Below are 17,397 nucleotides of genomic sequence, written 5' to 3' on the forward strand. Positions count from 1 at the left end.
CGGCTGAGAGAGACTGCGCCTTTCAACCGACCCGAGCGGGGCGTGGTGCGTGCAGCTGCAAGGCGGAGGAGGGAGTCGAAGCGGAGCTTCGGCGACCGACGACAACGCGGCAGATGTGCGTGCCACGCCCCGCGACGCCGACATGATCCAAACGACAGGCCCTAGGCCCGGTCCTTCGGATCATCCGCGGCCGCGAGGTGGTCAGGAGCACCCCCGGAGACCGGGTAGTATTTTCCCGTCGCCCACCGCGGAACACGGTTTCGCCGGTCGGCGGGAGTCATGCGCCGCTAGCTCAGTTGGTTAGAGCAGCTGACTCTTAATCAGCGGGTCCGGGGTTCGAGTCCCTGGCGGCGCACCGGTGAAGGGCCTCTCGTGGGAGCGAGAGGCCCTTCGGCGTGTTCGAGGTCCTCCCTGGTCAGCCTGCGGTACGTGCCCTTCCCGGGCGGCCGCCACCACACCGGATCGGCGCACCGGAAGCCCTCCCGGCGCAGAGCCGCCCGGTGGATCTTGTTCGTGGCCGTGACCGGCATGCGGTCCGTCACCCGGACGAACCGAGGGGCCATCTTCGTGCCCAGGTCGGGCTGGTCCGGCAGGAAATCCGTGAAGCTCTCCGGATCGAACGAACCGGCGACCGTCGCCATCACCTGGTCGCCGGTCCGGCACCGCGTACACGCAAGCCGCCGTCGACGCGGAGGCGGTCGTCGATGCGGCCGGCGAAGCGGAGGTAGCCGTCGGCGTCCCGGCAGAAGAGGTCGCCCGTCCAGTACCGGTCCTCCCGGTGGCGTTCCGCCTCCGCCGCCGGGTTGCGCCATTGACATGCTCCTCGCCCTGAAGGGCGAGGATTCTGGCCTTCTCGGCCGGATCCCTGTGCCGCTAGGCGGCACGTGGTCCGGTCGAGAATCCGTGGCTTCCTGTTTCTTCGCGCTGTGCCGGGATCGCTCCCGGTCTTACCGGCGCTCCGCAGGCCGATACCGCCAGTCCGGCGGCCGTCTTCACGTTGATCGCGGCATTGGTGTCCCGGTCGTGGACGGTGCCGCAGGCGGTACAGGTCCACTCCCTCACGTTCAGGGGTTTGGGCCCGTCCTTGACTCCGCAGGTCGAGCAGGTCTGGGAGGTCGGCTCGAACCGGCCGATCTTGACCAGGGTGCGGCCGTAGCGGGCCGCTTTGTACTCCAGCATGCTGAGGAACGAGGACCACCCGGCGTCGTGCACGGACTTGGCCAGCCTGGTGCGGGCCAGTCCCGTCACCGACAGGTCCTCCACGGCGATCCCTTGGTTCTCGGAGATCAGCTTCGTGGAGAGCTGGTGGTGGAACTCACGGCGGGCGTCGGTGACCTTGGCGTGGGCGCGGGCGACCCTGAGACGGGCTTTTTCGCGGTTCTTCGAGCCTTTCTGTTTGCGGGCCAGCTCTCGCTGGGTCTTCTTCAGCTTCTTTTCCGCGCGGCGCAGGAAGCGCGGGGAGTCGATCTTCGTGCCGTCGGACAGGACCGCGAAGTGCGTCAGGCCGAGATCGATGCCGATCGTCTGGTCGGTCTCGGGCATCCGGGCCGCGTCGGCGGCCGGATCGGTGTCGATGACGAAGGAGGCGAAATACCGCCCCGCCGCATCCTTGATCACGGTGACGGAGCTGGGGGTGGCGGGCAGGGTACGGGACCACTTCACCTTCACCGCACCGATCTTCGGCAGGCTCAGCCGGCCACTGCCGGTGATACTCCAGCGGGCGTTGGCAGTGAACCGGATCGACTGCCGGGCGTCTTTCCGAGACTTGAAGCGGGGCGGGCCAACCCTGGGGCCCTTGCGGGTGCCCTTGAGGGAGGCGAAGAAGTTGCGGTACGCGCTCTCGGCGTCCCGCAGGGACTGCTGCAGCACCACCGCGGAAACCTCACCCAGCCAGGACCGCTCCACCGTCCGCTTGGCCTCGGTGATCAATCGCCTGGACAGCTCCCCGGCCGGAGGGAACGGCCGCCCGGCCTCACGGGCGTCCTCACGGGCGCGGACCGCGTCGTTGAACACGACACGAGCGCACCCGAACGCCCGCGCAAACGCCCTCTGCTGGCCGGTGTCCGGGTACAACCTAAGGGCGTACCTGAGCTGCATGACGATCACACTAGGAACGTCGCACAGGTGTCACCAGAGAGAACATGCGGACGAATCATCACCCTGACCGCCTCAAGGGTGTTGTCGAGCAGCACCCCGATGTGCGGCTCGGCGCCGGCCGGCAGCAGGTCGGCGAGGAGCGCCGCCCGGACGGCGGCCCCGGCCGCCACCTCGTGCTGTGTGAGCACCCCGCCCTCGAACCACAGCCCCGGCCGGTGGTCACCCCACCGCGCCGCCACGAGCTCCGCGACCGTGCGCCCCGTAGTGGCTCCCATGAAGGCGCACCGTAGTTGACGTACCGTCAGATGTGGAGAGCCAAGGCTGCGGGAACTCGGATGTGGAGGGCTAAGGCTGCAGGAGCTCGCCCGTGGCGGAGAACATCGCGTACGTCACGGCCATGAAGCCGAGGGCGAAGAGGATGAACGTGCCGAGGAAGGCGAGCAGGCATCCGGTGCCCACCGCCAGCTTCCCCCGTGCCGGGGGCCTGGCCGTGGCGTGCTCCGGGCGGTCGGCCGGGTAGTGCACGGTGACGATGTCGCCCTCCAGGGTCGTCCCCGGCCCGCCCGGCTCCTCGAACCGCACGCCGCGCCCCTCGCGCGTGGTGAACTCGTAGACGTGGTGCAGGGTCGTGCGCACCGAGCTGTCGCCGCCGCCACTCGTCGTGGTGTACGTCCGCAGACAGCGCGCCTCGGCGGTCAGGCCGCTGTTCCAGGCGCGGCTGACCCGCACGGAGCGGCGTATCACCACGACCACGGCGCAGGACGCGACCGCGATCATGAGCGTGGGCACGATGTAGAACAAGACTTCCATGAGCTCCCCCGAAGGCCCCACGCGGCCTTCGATCGGCCGGCGTGAGAGGAAGTTACCCACACCGGCCGCACCGGTGACTCAAGGGAAGCTCAGAACGTCACGTCCGAGCAGGCGTAGAACGCGTTGGCCGTGTCGGCGATCGTCCATACGGCGACGATGACATGACGACCGCTCAGCCCGGACGGCAGCCTGCCGCTGTGGGAGAGCGTCTGCGGTGGCCGCTGGCCGTTGTACGGGACCGTGAAGAACGGCGTCAGGTTGAGGTCGGACCGGGCCAGGTTGTGGTTCTGGTTCCAGCCCGGCTTGGTGACGTAGTACCGGAAGTCGGTCGTGGCGTGCATGGCCGTGAACTGCCAGCGGAACGTGTAGTTCTGGCCGCCCGTCACCCTGGTGGCGGGCCAGGCGCCGCCGGACGGTGTCCTCGGTGCGCTGAGCTGGCCGAAGTGGCCGAGTCCTGCGTTGCATATCTGCCCGTCGGCCGGGCCGGACGCCGGGAAGCCCTTCGGGCCCTCGACGCTCTGCGGCTCCCACTGGATCGAGCCGCAGTTGGTCACGGTGCCGTTCTGGCAGAGCTTCTGCCGGCTGATGGGGAGGTCGGTGTAGCCGTGGCCGCTGGCGCCGCCGGAGGAGAGTACGAGGGCTCCGGTCGTGGCCAGTCCCACCGCGGCTGCGGACAACTTGGTCCTAGTGCGCATGCTGCCGCTCCTGGAGAACGTGGGGGATGTTCAGTGAGCCGTGCAGGTAGGTCTAGACCAAGTCTGAATGTAGGACGGTTAGTTGAACATGTCCATACCAATCACGGAGACGTTTCCCCGCGCCCCGCGCAGAACGCCACCGTCAGGTCCTTCACCAGCGCCTTCCGCTCGTAGTCGTCGAGTTCGACCAGCCCCCGCATGGTCAGCCGGGTCACCGTGTCCTCCACCGAGTCCACGACCGAGGTGAGCACACTCGCCCGGTGCTGGGCGTCGAGCGCCGCGATCCGGCGGCGGTGCAGCGCGGCGGCGACCTCGGGGTCGTACTCCGCCCGGAGCGGCTGCACCGAGAACACCTCCAGGCCGACCGGGGCCGCCTCCGCCGACACCAGCCGGGTCAGCACCTCGGCCGCCGCCTCCCCGGCTCCCCCCGAGCCGCCCGGCATCGCCACGGGCACCCGGGCCAGCGCCGCCTCGACGCACTCGCGCAGGTACGCCTCGTGGTCCTCGACGCCCAGCGTGGCCCGCGCGGTGTCCCGCACCCGCCACACGACCAGGACGACCACCCGCAGCGCGACCCCGTGCGCGTCGGTCGCGGGCACCGGCTCGCTGCGCCAGTGCCGCAGCCGTACGTCCACCCGGCGGCGCAGCAACAGGGGGTTGACCCAGAGCAGGCCGGAGCGCCGGACGGTTCCCCGGTAGCGGCCGAACAGATCCAGCACCCAGGCACGCCCGGTCCGGCCCCGGGCCAGCCCGCCGAACCCGAACAGCGCGAGCGCCCCGGCCCCCGCGTACGCGGCCCACTGCGCGGGCCCGAGCCCGGCCCCGGCGTGGGCGGGCAGCCGCAGCGCCTCCACCGCGAGCGGCGGCAGCACCCCGGCCCACCACGAGGTGGCCACGCACCCGGCCGCCCCGCACACTCCGGCCAGCACGCCCGCCGCACCGGGCAGCACCCGCGCGGTCCGCTCCACCAGGCCGGGGTCGGCCTCCGGCACCGGACGGGGCGTCAGGGCGGCCGGGCGCCTGAGTCGTGGCTGTTCCCCCGTGCCCTGCCGGCGGCCGACGACCGCCGGCCTCAGCGGTACCGGCGCCGGGTCGGGTTCGTCACGGAACAGCAGATGGACGGGGATCTCGGTGGTCGACTCGTTCTGGATGAGCCGGGCGGTCCTGGCCGGCCCCTCGGCCGGTCCCTCGGGCTCGGACGTGTGGGAAGTGGTCGTGGTCATGCGTGCCTCCAGCCTCCGCGCCAGCTGCGTCACAACGGGTGGGCCCCCCGTGCCGAGAGTGCCAGGAGTGCTACGAGAACAGCCGCCGCCAGGTCTCCGGCCCCGGGAAGCCGTCCGCCGCTCCGCCCCGCCAGCCCTGGGTGCGTTGGAAGGCCTGGACGGCTCGCCGGTCCGACTCGCCCCAGCGCGGCCCCGGCCGGTCCGGGTAGAACCTGCCGAAGCCCTTCCGCACCAGTTGCCGCCCCAGCCGGGTGACATACGGGTTGCTCGCACAGGGCCGGAACATCGCCCGCCCCGGGTAGCCGGGGACACCGTGGGAGGAGGGCGGCGGCCCGGCCTCCGCCGCGGTGACGTCCTTGCCCTTCCCCGTGACCAGCCACTCCCAGGTGCGCGGGCCGGGCAGCCCGTCGGCGTCCGCACCCTTCCAGCCCTGGGCCAGCTGGAAGGCCCGGGTCGCCCGCCGGTGGGAGTCCGACCAGCGCGGGCCCGGGTCCGAGGGGAACGAGGCGCCGGCCCCGCGCGCGACGAGCATGCGGCCGAGCTGCGTGACGTACTTGTTGTTCGCGCCGGGGCCGAAATACGTCGCTCCCGGGTAGGGCGTGGCGGCCGGTGCGCCCGGCATCCCCCGCTCCTTCGCCGGGGCCGGCTCCTCCTGCCGGTCCTTGGCCTGAGGCGGCTCCTCCTGCGCGGTGACGCCCTTGTAGCGGTAGGGGACGTACCGGTCGGAGTCGCTCGTGTAGGCGTACGGGGTGGTCTGCCGGCGGGTGTGCGGGCGGGCCTGCTCGTAGGCCGTGTAGGAGGTGTGCTTCGTGTTCGTCCAGCCGCCGAAAATGACGACGTGCGAGCCGCTCTCCGGGTTGGCCGGATTGTGGAACAGCAGAATGTCGCCCGGCTGGAGTTCCTCCTTGGAAATCCGTTCACCGAATTGGGCGAGGCTGCCGGTCCATTCGTTTCCGGGCAGCTTCCAGGCCATCGACACATAGCCCGAGCAGTCCTGCCGGTAACCGTCGGACCAGTACGCGTTCATGTTGTACGGCACTTTCGCGGCGACCCAGGTCTTGGCCCGGTCGATGATCTCCGCACGGGTGATGGCGGCGAGCTCGACGGAGTCGGAGGGCTTGCCCTCGCGGCCGTCCGAGCCGTGCAGCGGGGCCGTGTCACCCTGCGGGGTCTCGGGATCTTCATCTGCGAAAACACCCGATCGGTGGGGTGCCTGCGGGGCGGCGGCGGCCGGTACGGCGTGGCCCGCGCCGAGGGTGGCGGCGGCCACGGCGGCCAGGGCGAGAGCCCGGTGCGCGGCCGGATGGGTGGTGGTGCGGCCGGCCGGGGAACGCGGCAGGACGCGGCGCCAGTGGACGCAGCCGGGGCAGTCGCAGTCGCCCCCGGGGTCGAATTCCTCGAATACCGGCGACTTCATGCGATTCCCCTCACAGTTCCGGCGGAAAATGGCGGCGCCCGGTGCAGCCCCGGGCGCGCGTCGTCAGTTTCTCAACTGTCTTCCGCACTCGCATGCTGACGGTCCGAATGATGTAACCGGCCCCCTTGCCGGTACGCCCCCAGCCGGGGGCCGGTGGTCCGGAGCACCTCCTGGCGTCCGGTAGAGTTACGACGTCAGCGCGCGCCGCTAGCTCAGTTGGTTAGAGCAGCTGACTCTTAATCAGCGGGTCCGGGGTTCGAGTCCCTGGCGGCGCACGATGCCGGTGGCGGCTTGTGTTCGCAGACAACGCGAACCCAAGCCGCCACCGTCTTTTCTCGGCGTCGGAGCGAGCCGGGGAAAGAAGCCCGGCTCGACATAGACGCACCGACCGGAAAGCCCCTCGCGGAAGCGGGGGGCTTTCTTGTGTCTCATTGAGCCCCTCATTCCAGAGACCTCCCCGCTTGGCCGGAACCCGGTGCACCGCACGATTGGCCGGATACCCTCTCGCCATGGCAGCGCGTGACCTACAAGAGCGGATCAAGAAGCTCATCATCGACCGCCGGCTGGCCTCCGGGGCCCCGCTGCCGACCGAGCCCGAGCTGATGGAGTACCTCGGCGCGAGCCGCAACTCGGTGCGCGAGGCGCTGAAGGCGCTCCAGGCGATGGGCATCGTGGAGATCCGGCACGGGTTCGGGACGTACGTCGGCCCGATGTCCCTGGCCCCGATGATCGAGGGCCTCGCCTTCCGCACGGTCGCCGGGCACTACCGGGGTGAGGACTCCCTGCTCCAGCTGCTCGAACTGCGGGAGGCCGTGGAGACGGGGCTCGTCTCCCGGCTCGCGGGGCGGATACCGGACGCGGACCTCGTTGAACTGGACGCGCTCGTCGACCGTATGGATGAGGAGGCCGCGCGCGGAGCCGGCCTCGCCGAGACCGACCGGGCCTTCCACGCCACCCTCTACCGGGGGCTGGACAACGTGCTGCTGTGCGAGGTCCTGGAGGCGTTCTGGGACGCCTTCCACCGGGTCCGTACGGACCTCGGGGGCGAGCCGCAGGACCCGAAGGTCACCTGCCGGCAGCACCGGGAGATCCTCGACGCGGTCCGGTCCGGTGACTCGATGCGGGCGGAGGGGGCCATAAGAGAGCACTTCGGCAACATCCGCGCCCGTCTGTCCACAACGGCTCCACAGAGTCCCCACACGCGTCACAATGAACGCGTATGACCGGTAAACACCGTGTTTCGCATCTTGCGATCATGATGGACGCCGTAGAACCCTGGTTATCTGGTTTTTCAAGATGCTGCGGATTCGCGGCAGTTGGGGGGCAGAAGGACCGGTTGCCGGCCGGGCGGGGGTAGGGGCCCTGTTCCTGGAGCGATGCCGAGGGGGGCATCATGCAACCGGAAGGTCGCGTTGCCGTGTCTATAGGGTGTGGATGACGTGGTGACTGCGATCCACCACTGATACGTCTGTGAAGGTCGAGGGGGACCTGACGCGGACGGTAAGAAGCGACGAAACACGCGGCTTTCCGCGTGTGGGGGGATGACTCATGACGTCGAGGCCCACGGGTGCCCGGCAGGACCACGACCCGTCCCAGACCACTCAGCTCAGGGTGCCGGGGCACCGGATGAGCACGACGGGGACGTTCCGGCGGATCAAGAAGAATCTGCCGAGATATGACTACGAGCACTACAGCCGGCTCGCGGGTCCCCTCACCCAGCCTGATCCGAACAAGCCGTACAGAGTGCAGTACCGCTCGCTCATCTCGCAGGAGCCGCACCGCATCAGGGTGGCCCTGATGCTGGCCGCGGCCCCGGTGCTGTCCCTGGTGCTGCTGTTCTGGCTGCTCCAGCCCGAGCACTGGACCGAGCGCGACTACCCGGCCTTCGACTGGCTGCCCACGCTCGACATAGTCATGCTCGTCTCGATCGGCCTGATCGAGTTCTTCCGCTGCATGAACGTGCTGTCGAACGCGCACGCCACGCTCGTCGCCCGCGACCCGATCCCGGTGGTGCCCGAGAGCGGCACCCGAGTGGCCTTCCTCACCTCCTTCGTGCCCGGCAAGGAGCCGCTGGAGATGGTGACGAAGACCCTGGAGGCGGCCGTGAAGATCCGCCACCGGGGCCTGATGCACGTCTGGCTGCTCGACGAGGGCGACGACCCCGACGTGAAGGCCGTCTGTGAGCGCCTCGGTGTGCACCACTTCTCCCGCAAGGGCGTCGCGAAGTGGAACCAGGCCAAGGGCCCGCACCGCGCCAAGACCAAGCACGGCAACTACAACGCCTGGCTCGAGGCGCACGGCGACGACTACGACTTCTTCGCCTCGGTCGACACCGACCACGTGCCGCTGCCCAACTACCTGGAGCGGATGCTCGGCTTCTTCCGCGACCCGGACGTCGGCTTCGTCATCGGCCCGCAGGTCTACGGCAACTACGACAACCCCATCACCAAGGCCGCCGAGTCGCAGCAGTTCCTCTTCCACGCGCTGATCCAGCGCGCCGGCAACCGCTACGGCTCCCCGATGTTCGTCGGCACGTCCAACGCCGTGCGCATCAAGGCGCTCAAGCAGATCGGCGGTCTGTACGACTCGATCACCGAGGACATGGCGACCGGCTTCGAGATGCACCGCCACAAGAACCCGGCCACGGGCCGGAAGTGGCGCTCGGTGTACACGCCGGACGTGCTGGCGGTCGGTGAGGGCCCGAGCGCCTGGACGGACTTCTTCACCCAGCAGATGCGCTGGTCGCGAGGGACCTACGAGACGATCATCGGGCAGTACTGGAAGGGCTGGTACTCGCTGCCGCCGAGCAAGCTCTTCAACTACACGATGATGATCATCTTCTACCCGATGTCGGCCCTGAACTGGATCCTGGCGGCGCTGAGCTGCTGCCTGTTCCTGGGCCTGGGCGCCTCGGGTGTGAACATCGACCCGGCGGTCTGGCTGATGCTCTACGGCAACGCCTCCGCCCTGCAGATCGGTCTGTACGTCTGGAACCGCCGGCACAACGTCTCGCCGCACGAGCCGGAGGGCTCCGGCGGTGTGGCCGGCATGGTGATGTCCGCGCTGTCGGCGCCGCTGTACGCCAAGGCGCTGATCGACTCCGTGCTGCGGCGCAAGAGCAAGTTCGTGGTCACGCCCAAGGGCGACTCCGCGAGCCCCGACCGCTGGTTCGGGACGTTCCGCTACCACTGGTACTTCGTCGCGATCTTCGGCGGGTCGATCGCCGCCGGCTTCGTCTTCGGCCACGCGCACCCCGCGATGATCATCTGGGCGACGTTCGCGCTGCTGATCACCGCCTCGCCGGTCTTCGCCTGGCGCTGGCAGCTGAAGCAGGACGCGAAGAAGCCCGCCGAACCCGCGGTGGAGCAGCCGCAGGACTCCGCGGGGCCGTACCGGACGCAGCCGCTGCCGATTCCGCAGCAGCCTGCCGCCCACGCCCCGCAGCACAAGCCCAGTTGGGCCGCCGGTCCCGGCGGCGACGGGGAGGTCGGGGGATCCGACCAGACCATGCAGATCGCCCTTGGTGGACTTGGGGGACGTAAGGAATGAACGACCGTGCAGGCCGCCGCCGGGCCCGTCGACTCGCGATCGGCACGGCGGTGGTACTCGCGCTGGCCGGGATGAACGGGCCGTGGCTCTACCGCTTCGGCACCGAGAAATACCACCAGTACACAATCAACAAGCCGGAGTACAAGGCCGCGAACGGCAAGTGGGAGATCATCGATTTCCCCGAGGAGTACCGGCAGAACACGATCCACGCGGCGCTGCTGCGCACCGGCAAGGTGCTGCTCGTCGCGGGGTCGGGCAACAACCAGGACAACTTCGACGCGAAGAAGTTCGACACCCGGATCTGGGACCCGGTCAAGGGCACCATCAAGAAGGTCCCCACGCCCGCCGACCTGTTCTGCACCGGCCACACCCAGCTCGCCAACGGCAATCTGCTGATCGCGGGCGGCACCAAGCGGTACGAGAAGCTCAAGGGTGACGTCACCAAGGCCGGCGGCCTGATGATCGTCCACAACGAGAACCCGGACGAGCCGATCACGCTGCCCGCGGGCACCAGGTTCACGGGCAAGGAGAACGGCAAGACCTTCGTCTCCAAGGACCCGGTGCTGGTGCCGCGCGCGAAGAAGGTCTTCGACAAGGCGACCGGCAGGTTCCTGCGCAACGACCCGGGTCTTGGCCGTATCTACGTCGAGGCGCAGAAGCGCGGGCAGAAGTACGAGACGGGCACGCAGGACAACTACAAGGTGCACGGCCTGAGCGGCGCCGACGCCAAGAACACCTATGGCATCGCGCAGAAGCTCGCCCTCGACAAGAAGGACTTCCAGGGCATCCGGGACGCCTTCGAGTTCGACCCGGTCGCCGAGAAGTACATCAAGGTCGACCCGATGAAGGAGGCCCGCTGGTACCCGACGCTCACCACCCTGAGCGACGGGAAGATCCTCAGCGTCTCCGGCCTCGACGACATCGGGCAGCTCGTCCCGGGCAAGAACGAGGTCTTCGACCCGAAGACCAAGAAGTGGACCTACACGGACAAGGTCCGGCAGTTCCCGACCTACCCGGCGCTGTTCCTCATGCAGAACGGCAAGATCTTCTACTCGGGTTCGAACGCGGGCTACGGACCGGACGACGTGGGCCGTGAGCCGGGCGTCTGGGACGTGGAGACCAACCGGTTCAAGAAGATCCCGGGGCTGAGCGACCCCAAGCTCATGGAGACGTCCGGCACGGTGCTGCTGCCGCCCGCGCAGGACGAGAAGTACATGGTGGTCGGCGGCGGTGGCGTCGGCGAGTCCAAGGAGTCCAGCGAGAAGACCCGGATCGTCGACCTGAAGGACGCGGACCCAAGCTTCGAGGACGGCCCGTCCCTGGAGAAGGGCACCCGCTACCCCAACGCCTCGATCCTGCCCGACGACAACGTGCTGATCTCCGGCGGCTCGGAGGACTACCGGGGCCGCGGCGACTCCAACATCTTCCAGGCGCACCTCTACGACACGGAGAAGAACGACCTCAAGCGGGTCGCCGACCCGCTGGTGGGCCGCAACTACCACTCCGGGTCGATCCTGCTGCCCGACGGCCGTCTGATGTTCTTCGGCTCGGACTCGCTGTACGGCGACGAGGCCAACACCAAGCCGGGCGAGTTCGAGCAGCGCATCGAGATCTACACGCCGCCGTATCTCTACGGCGACGGGGACCGGCCCTCGCTGTCCGGCGGGCCGCAGACCATCGAGCGCGGCGGGACGGGGACGTTCACCTCGTCGAGCGCGGCCAAGGTGAAGAAGGTCCGGCTGATCCGGCCGAGCGCCGCCACCCACGTCACGGACGTCGACCAGCGGTCGATCGCCCTGGACTTCAAGGCGTCCGGCGACAAGCTGACCGTGACCGTCCCGGAGAACCGGAACCTGGTCCAGGCGGGCTGGTACATGCTGTTCGTGACGGACGACAAGGGGACGCCGAGCAAGGCCCAGTGGGTCAAGGTGCCGTAGTTCCCGGCTGAAGAGCCGTTGTTCTCGGCTGAAGGGCCGTGGTTCCCGGCTGAAGGTGCCGTGGTTCCCTGCTGATCGGGGCGCTCTCCTGTGTGGAGGGCGCCCCTTTCGCATGCCCGCCGCGAGGGCGTGACGGGAAACGTACTTGACCTGTGCACGTAATTCGGTGTGATCTCGGGTACGACATCGGCAACGCGTGTGGTCAACGGTGGCGGGGGATACGGGAGATGACCGAGTCGACCACGTCGGACCCGGTGGCCGAGGATGTCCTGGCCGCCGCGACCGTCCAGGTCTCGGGCACGGACGGACACATCGGCGGCGGGCACATCGGCGGGCTGGGGGTGCTCATCGCGCCCACCCTGGTCCTGACCTGCGCCCATGTCGTACTGGACGCCCTCGGACTCCCGGTCGCCCGCGACGAGCGCCCCGACGGCCCCGTGGCGGTCCGCCTGGCCCTGCGCGAGGGCGGGACCACGGACGCCGTCGTCCGCGACTGGGTGCCGGTGCGCGCGAACGGCACCGGGGACATCGCCGTACTGTCCCTGGCCGGCCCGCTCGCGGAGGCCCGGCCGGTCGTCATGGTCGCGCCCCGGGACGTCTGGGACCACAGGGCCATCGTTTTCGGACTGCCGAGGGACGACACCGGCGGCGGCTGGCACACGGCCCGGCTGCGCGCCCGGACCGGCACCGGTCGCTTGCAGATGTCGCCGCAGGACGGCCAGTCGGACCCGATCCAGCCCGGCTTCAGCGGCTCGGCCGTGTGGGACGACGACCTGGGTGCCGTGGTCGGCGTCGTCGCCTCGATCTCCCCGGCCCACCGGGGCCAGAGCTTCTGCATCCCGACCCGCACGATCCTCGACGAGCTACCGGACCTGGCCGAACTGCTCGCGCCCTCCTCCCCCTTCCCCGGACTGCGCCCCTACACCGAGGAGCACAGCGCGCACTTCTTCGGCCGGGACGAGGACGTCACGGCGGTCGTCGACCTGCTGTGCCCGCACGGCTCCTTGCCCGAAGGCTGTGTGACGCTGACCGGCCCCTCCGGCTCCGGCAAGTCGTCCCTGCTCATGGCGGGCGTACTGCCCCGCCTGAGGGAACGGGACGTGCAGGTCGTCACCCTGCGCGCGGAGGGCCGCCGGCCGGACGCCTCGACCGTCCGGGAAGCCCTGGAGAGACACCGGTCCGCACCCGGGCTCGTGCTGGCGCTCGACCAGTCGGAGGCGCTGCTGCTGCGCCCCGACGAGGAGCTCCGTGCCCTGGTGGACGCGCTCCTCGACGCCTGCCGCCACCCCTCGGTCGCCGTCCTGGTGGCGCTGCGGACCGACTTCCAGGACGCGGCCCTGCGCCACCCGGAGCTGAGCCGGCTGGTCGGCGGCGCGCCCGCGCACCAACTGGGCCTGATGACCCGTGAGCAGCTCACCGAGGTGGTGCGGCTGCCGCTGCGGGCCTATCCGGGCGTGGAGTACGACAGCGGTCTGGCCGACCGCCTCATCGAGGACGCGGCGGGCCGCCCCGGCGCCCTGCCGCTGCTCGGTTTCGTCCTGACCACCCTGTGGGAACGGCAGGTCGGCGGCCGGCTCCGCCTCGACACCTACCGCGAACTGGGCGGCCTCGGCGGAGTGCTGAGCAGCAGGGCCGACTCGGCGTGGCAGCGGGCGCTGCGGGGTGCGGCGCCGGGCGCGGCGACCGGGCTGCTGCGCGCGCTGATCCAGGTCCCGCCCGGCAGCGCCACGGCCCTGCGCGCCCGGCTCGCACGCCGTGACGCGGGCGAGGAGCGGTGGGCCGTCGCCCGCGAGCTCGCCGAGGCCCGCGTCCTGGTGGTGGGCGCGGATCCCGAGCGGGGTGAGACGGTCGAGCTGGCCCACGAGGCCCTCATCGAGCACTGGCAGCCGCTGGCCGATCAGCTGGAAACGGACCGTACGTTCCTCACATGGCGCGGTGAACTGCGCTACGACCGGGCCCGCTGGTGGCGTGCCGGGCGGCCGGACGGGCTGCTGCTGGAGGATCCGGCGCTCTCGGCGGCGGAGCGGTGGCTCGCGGACCGGTGTGACGAACTCACGGAGGAGGACCGGGAGTACGTCGAGGCGGGTGCAGGACTGCGGGACCGCAAGGCGCGGGAGGCCGCGCGGTCCGAGCGTCGCAAACGGTATCTGCGGGTGCTGTGGGCGGTGGTCACGGTACTGGCCGTGGTGGCGGCGGCGGTCGTGTCCGTGCTGTATCTGAACCTGCTGACGGAGCAGCGGCGGCTGGCGTCCGACCGGCTGGCGCAGCAGGCGGCGAGCCTCGACGGGACGTCGCTGACCATGTCCTCGCTGTACGCGGTGGGTGCGTACCGGGCGGAGGCCCGGCCCGAGGCGCGGTCCGCGTTGCTCGCGCAGTACCTGCGCCTCCAGGACGTCGAGCGGGTGGCGATGGAGGGGCGTGACGACGTCGAGGACATCGCGCTCCAGGACGACGGCTCGTTCGCTTACGCGGTACTGGGAAACGGCTCCTTCGTGCGGCTGGACCTGCGGGGCAAGGAACCGCCGGAGCCTCGCCTCTTCTCGACACGGCTCGACACCGAGCGGATCGCCGTGTCGGCCGACGGGCGGAGGGTGGCCCGGGCGAGTGACTGGGGGCAGATCTCCCTCGGGATTCCGGTCTCCCCCGGCTCGCAGAAGTTCCGGACGATCGCCCTGCGCACGGGCGAGGCCGTCCGGGAGAACCCGCGTGCCCCTTACGACCTGCGCTTCGACGGGGACCGGAAGCGGGTCCTCGCCGCGATCCCGAACGAGGGCGTCCTCGTGTGGAACGCCGACGACGGCCGCCGCACGGGCCGCACGCTCACCCCGCCGAAGGGCTGGGACACCGCACAGGCCTGGTTCGCCGCGGACGACACGGTCGTGGGCCGGATCGTGCCCTCCGGGGCGGAGTCCGACGACGTGCGTGGCCGGCTGGTCTCCTGGGACCTGGACCGGGGTTCGCGGCACCGCCCCTGGGACGAGCGCGTCACCGCCTCCGCCACGGTCAGCGGCAACGGCCGCGTCCTGGTCACCTGCACCGAACAGGGCGCGCTGGAGGCGTGGCGGCTGGGCAGCACGCCCCGGCTCTTCCAGAACTGGGCCAACGACAGCTTCCCGGGCCTGTGCCCGCTGTACACACCCCGGCTCGACGCCACCGGCCGCTACCTGGTCAATCCCACCGGGCGCATCGGCACCGACCTCGGCCGGATGCGGTTCCTCGTCATCGATCTGGAGAAGGGCTGGCCGTCCACCTTCGACACCCCGGCCGCCGCTCCGCAGGACGAGAACATCACCGGCCGTTCGTTCGCCCCGGCGGTCGCGCTCGCCGGTCCGCCGGACGATCTGCGGGCCGCCGTCTCCGTCGGCGGCAGCATCGTCACCGTACGCGTCGAGCCGCCCGCGTCCTTCGACTCCAACTCCCTCATCAACCGCATCCGCACCCCGGACGGGCCGAGCGGCAGAATGGCGGTCGTCGACTCGGCCGGCACAGGGCTGCAGTTGTGGAACCTGGCCGACCGCCGGCTCCTCGCGACCGCGCGGCCGTCCCGGCCGCTGGCCCGTCTGTACGCCGCGTTCAGCCCGGACGGGCGACGGATGCTGACCGTCGCCCAGGACGAACGGACGGTCCTCGTCTGGCGGATCGAAGGCGGCTCGATGAAGGAGGAACACGTCCTGGAGCTGCCGGTCCCTCCGGGCATCACGGCCCCGGGAGCGGACCGCCGGACCGGGCTCACCCCGTCCTGGATCAACCTGAGCTTCTCCGACAACGACCACGCGGTGATCTCGGGGCTCTCGTACGTCTCCCGCTGGCGGCTCGACACCGGTCGTATGGACGGCGAGATCTACCGGCCGCCCGTCCAGGAACAGGCGCAGCTCGCCAACGAGGCGGCCGGCACGTACGCCACCGCCCTGCCCGGCACACCCCAGGCGGTGGTGCGCACCGTCGCCGAGATCGGCACCTGGGACTTCCGCACCGGCGAGCTCAAGAGGTGGATCAAGAGGGAAGACGATGACCGGTCGATCCAGTCTTTCGCCCTCTCCCCCGACGGCGAGGTTCTCGCCATGCAGTACGCCGGCGGCCGGGTGGAGCTGTGGGACGTCGAGAAGAAGCAGGAACTCCCGTACCTCACCACCAACGGCGTCCACTACCTCGGCCGCTTCCTCGGCGACCGCCTGCTCCACACCACCACCGCCGCCGGCGAACAGGTCGTCTGGGACGTGGCGGACCGTCAGGAGACCTACCGCTACTACGTGGGCTACGGCTCGGTCCTCTCACCGAGCACCGACGGCAAGTCCCTCACCATCGTCGACGGCTCACGCACCTCGACCGTCCCCCTCGCCCCCGAACGCTGGATGGACCGGCTGTGCTCCCTCGCGCAGCGGGAGCTGAGCGAGGCGGAGAAGAAGCTCGCCGTCGACCCCGACCAGGTCGACGACGTCTGCCCGGGCTTCTAGGAACTGGCCTTGGTCAGCTTCAGCGCGTAGTCCGACCACCACTGGCCCGCCTTCGGGCCGCCCTTGCACTCGCCGTCCGACTCGCCGGGGCGCTTGACCCACAGGTAGGCGTCGACCAGCGGGTCGGCCGTCTTCGTCGTGGGCGTCTCGCCCAAGGCGCGGCCGGGCGGGTTGCACCAGCGCTCGTCCGGCTTGCCCTGGGTGTAGGGGCCCTTGCCGTTGCGGCTGGTGTCGATGACGAAGTGCTTGCCCCCGACCTTGGCGGAGAGCTGCTTGCCGTAGGCGATGGACTCGTCGGTGGAGTAGAAGTTGGAGACGTTGACCGAGAAACCGTCTGCCTGTTCGATGCCGGCCCGGTTCATCGGCTCGAAGATCTGGTCCGGGTGCCCCCAGCCGGCGTTGCCCGCGTCCAGGTACACCTTCGTGTTCTTCAGCGACTTCAGCTTGGTGACGGCACCCTTGAGCAGGTCGTAGCGCTCCTCGTGGAACTGCTCCGGCGTGCAGCCGTCGACGAGGTGCAGCAGGGCGTCCGGTTCCAGGATGACGGCGGCCGACCGGTCGCCGATGCCCTCCGCCACGCCGTCGAGCCAGTCGCGGTAGGCGTTGCCGTCGGCGGCGCCGCCCTGTGAGTACTGGCCGCAGTCGCGGTGCGGGATGTTGTAGAGCACGAGCAGGGCCGTACGGCCGGCCTTGTCGGCGGCCTCGGTGAAGCCCTGGGTCTGTTCCCGCGGATCGTCCGGGCCGACCCACTCGGCGACGGGCTGCTCGGCGATCTTGCGGATCTGCTCGGCGTCCTGCTTCTTGCCGGACTTCTCCAGCTCGGCGACATGCTGTGCCGCTGTGCCGTCCGGGTTGACCCAGAAGGGGGCCTTTTCCTTGGGCTGTTGGGTGATCCCGGCGCCGGCGTCCGCGCCGCCGTCCGATCCGTCTCCTCCGTCGGAGGAGGAACACCCCGTGATCAGCAGTGCCGCCCCCAGCACCACTGCGGACATCCGCCTCCCGGCGGTCGTCCCGGCCCCCCTGCTGCCGTACATCCAACTCCCCCTTGGGTGCACCGTTCCAAGTCTCAATCCTGACATACGTCCCGCGACACCCACGAGGCGGAACCCACCTGGGTGGATGACGCAGAGCCACCGTATCGGGACTTGACGTATTCAACCTCTAGGCCCGGGTGGCCCTTTGGTTCTACAGTCTTCTCAGCACGACCCGGCCTCC

10 protein-coding genes, 2 tRNA genes and 2 pseudogenes are annotated in these 17,397 nt (G+C 70.0%); 6 read left to right on the forward strand and 8 right to left on the reverse strand.

What is annotated here, in order from left to right; translation table 11 throughout:
• Positions 1 to 281 precede the first annotated feature (281 nt).
• Positions 282 to 355: transfer RNA gene (locus ACIBK5_RS32845), tRNA-Lys, on the forward strand.
• Here ACIBK5_RS32845 and ACIBK5_RS32850 read toward each other — a convergent pair.
• The 7 genes and pseudogenes from ACIBK5_RS32850 to ACIBK5_RS32880 form a co-directional block, all read right to left on the reverse strand.
• Positions 321 to 814: pseudogene (locus tag ACIBK5_RS32850) on the reverse strand (acyl-CoA synthetase); the annotation flags it as partial. The gene ACIBK5_RS32845 and the pseudogene ACIBK5_RS32850 overlap by 35 nt on opposite strands.
• Before the next feature lie 59 nt (positions 815 to 873).
• The gene (locus ACIBK5_RS32855) at positions 874 to 2,097 is read right to left on the reverse strand and encodes an RNA-guided endonuclease InsQ/TnpB family protein (protein ID WP_399025625.1); all 1,224 of its coding nucleotides are present in this window, start codon (positions 2,095 to 2,097) and stop codon (positions 874 to 876) included.
• A 71-nt stretch (positions 2,098 to 2,168) separates the two neighbouring features.
• Positions 2,169 to 2,372 (reverse strand): annotated as a pseudogene (locus ACIBK5_RS32860) (acyl-CoA synthetase); the annotation flags it as partial.
• Positions 2,373 to 2,442: 70 nt separating this feature from the next.
• The gene (locus tag ACIBK5_RS32865) at positions 2,443 to 2,907 is read right to left on the reverse strand and encodes a DUF3592 domain-containing protein (protein WP_399025318.1); all 465 of its coding nucleotides are present in this window, start codon (positions 2,905 to 2,907) and stop codon (positions 2,443 to 2,445) included.
• 89 nt (positions 2,908 to 2,996) lie between these two features.
• On the reverse strand, positions 2,997 to 3,602 hold the full coding sequence (locus tag ACIBK5_RS32870) for a lytic polysaccharide monooxygenase (protein WP_382494414.1): 606 nt from the start codon (positions 3,600 to 3,602) through the stop codon (positions 2,997 to 2,999).
• 101 nt (positions 3,603 to 3,703) lie between these two features.
• Entirely contained in the window at positions 3,704 to 4,825 is a 1,122-nt protein-coding gene (locus ACIBK5_RS32875; RefSeq protein ID WP_399025319.1) for an SPFH domain-containing protein, read from the reverse strand.
• Positions 4,826 to 4,895: 70 nt separating this feature from the next.
• Positions 4,896 to 6,242 carry a peptidoglycan-binding protein gene (locus ACIBK5_RS32880; protein ID WP_399025321.1) on the reverse strand — a complete coding sequence of 449 codons (1,347 nt, stop codon included), beginning with the start codon at positions 6,240 to 6,242 and terminating at the stop codon, positions 4,896 to 4,898.
• 201 nt (positions 6,243 to 6,443) lie between these two features.
• On the opposite strand from ACIBK5_RS32880, the gene ACIBK5_RS32885 reads away from it, so the two are divergent.
• The 5 genes from ACIBK5_RS32885 (at position 6,444) to ACIBK5_RS32905 (ending at position 16,182) form a co-directional block, all read left to right on the forward strand.
• A tRNA-Lys gene (locus ACIBK5_RS32885) sits at positions 6,444 to 6,517 on the forward strand.
• Positions 6,518 to 6,751: 234 nt separating this feature from the next.
• On the forward strand, positions 6,752 to 7,465 hold the full coding sequence (locus ACIBK5_RS32890; protein ID WP_399025323.1) for a FadR/GntR family transcriptional regulator: 714 nt from the start codon (positions 6,752 to 6,754) through the stop codon (positions 7,463 to 7,465).
• Between the two features lie 325 nt (positions 7,466 to 7,790).
• Complete coding sequence (locus ACIBK5_RS32895) at positions 7,791 to 9,791, forward strand: glycosyltransferase family 2 protein (RefSeq protein WP_399025325.1); 2,001 nt, start codon at positions 7,791 to 7,793, stop codon at positions 9,789 to 9,791.
• Positions 9,788 to 11,728 (forward strand): kelch motif-containing protein, encoded by a 1,941-nt coding sequence (locus ACIBK5_RS32900; protein WP_399025327.1) that lies wholly within the window; start codon positions 9,788 to 9,790, stop codon positions 11,726 to 11,728. Before ACIBK5_RS32895 ends, ACIBK5_RS32900 begins: the two co-directional genes overlap by 4 nt.
• A 227-nt stretch (positions 11,729 to 11,955) precedes the next feature.
• A complete protein-coding gene (locus tag ACIBK5_RS32905; RefSeq protein WP_399025329.1) occupies positions 11,956 to 16,182 on the forward strand; it encodes a trypsin-like peptidase domain-containing protein in 4,227 nt (1,408 codons plus the stop codon).
• Here ACIBK5_RS32905 and ACIBK5_RS32910 read toward each other — a convergent pair.
• Positions 16,179 to 17,216 carry a glycoside hydrolase family 6 protein gene (locus ACIBK5_RS32910; protein WP_399025331.1) on the reverse strand — a complete coding sequence of 346 codons (1,038 nt, stop codon included), beginning with the start codon at positions 17,214 to 17,216 and terminating at the stop codon, positions 16,179 to 16,181. The two genes, ACIBK5_RS32905 and ACIBK5_RS32910, sit on opposite strands and share 4 nt — an antisense overlap.
• Positions 17,217 to 17,397: the final 181 nt, after the last annotated feature.

Source organism: Streptomyces sp. NPDC050546 (assembly GCF_044457425.1).
Lineage (GTDB): Bacteria > Actinomycetota > Actinomycetes > Streptomycetales > Streptomycetaceae > Streptomyces.

Excerpts from the sequence above, each read along its gene's own strand:
- ACIBK5_RS32900 (WP_399025327.1), top strand. The coding sequence starts at position 9,788 with ATGAACGACCGTGCAGGCCGCCGCCGGGCCCGTCGACTCGCGATCGGC.
- ACIBK5_RS32890 (WP_399025323.1), top strand. The coding sequence starts at position 6,752 with ATGGCAGCGCGTGACCTACAAGAGCGGATCAAGAAGCTCATCATCGAC.
- ACIBK5_RS32875 (WP_399025319.1), bottom strand. The coding sequence starts at position 4,825 with ATGACCACGACCACTTCCCACACGTCCGAGCCCGAGGGACCGGCCGAG.
- ACIBK5_RS32880 (WP_399025321.1), bottom strand. The coding sequence starts at position 6,242 with ATGAAGTCGCCGGTATTCGAGGAATTCGACCCCGGGGGCGACTGCGAC.
- ACIBK5_RS32905 (WP_399025329.1), top strand. The coding sequence starts at position 11,956 with ATGACCGAGTCGACCACGTCGGACCCGGTGGCCGAGGATGTCCTGGCC.
- ACIBK5_RS32870 (WP_382494414.1), bottom strand. The coding sequence starts at position 3,602 with ATGCGCACTAGGACCAAGTTGTCCGCAGCCGCGGTGGGACTGGCCACG.
- ACIBK5_RS32865 (WP_399025318.1), bottom strand. The coding sequence starts at position 2,907 with ATGGAAGTCTTGTTCTACATCGTGCCCACGCTCATGATCGCGGTCGCG.
- ACIBK5_RS32895 (WP_399025325.1), top strand. The coding sequence starts at position 7,791 with ATGACGTCGAGGCCCACGGGTGCCCGGCAGGACCACGACCCGTCCCAG.
- ACIBK5_RS32910 (WP_399025331.1), bottom strand. The coding sequence starts at position 17,216 with ATGTACGGCAGCAGGGGGGCCGGGACGACCGCCGGGAGGCGGATGTCC.
- ACIBK5_RS32855 (WP_399025625.1), bottom strand. The coding sequence starts at position 2,097 with ATGCAGCTCAGGTACGCCCTTAGGTTGTACCCGGACACCGGCCAGCAG.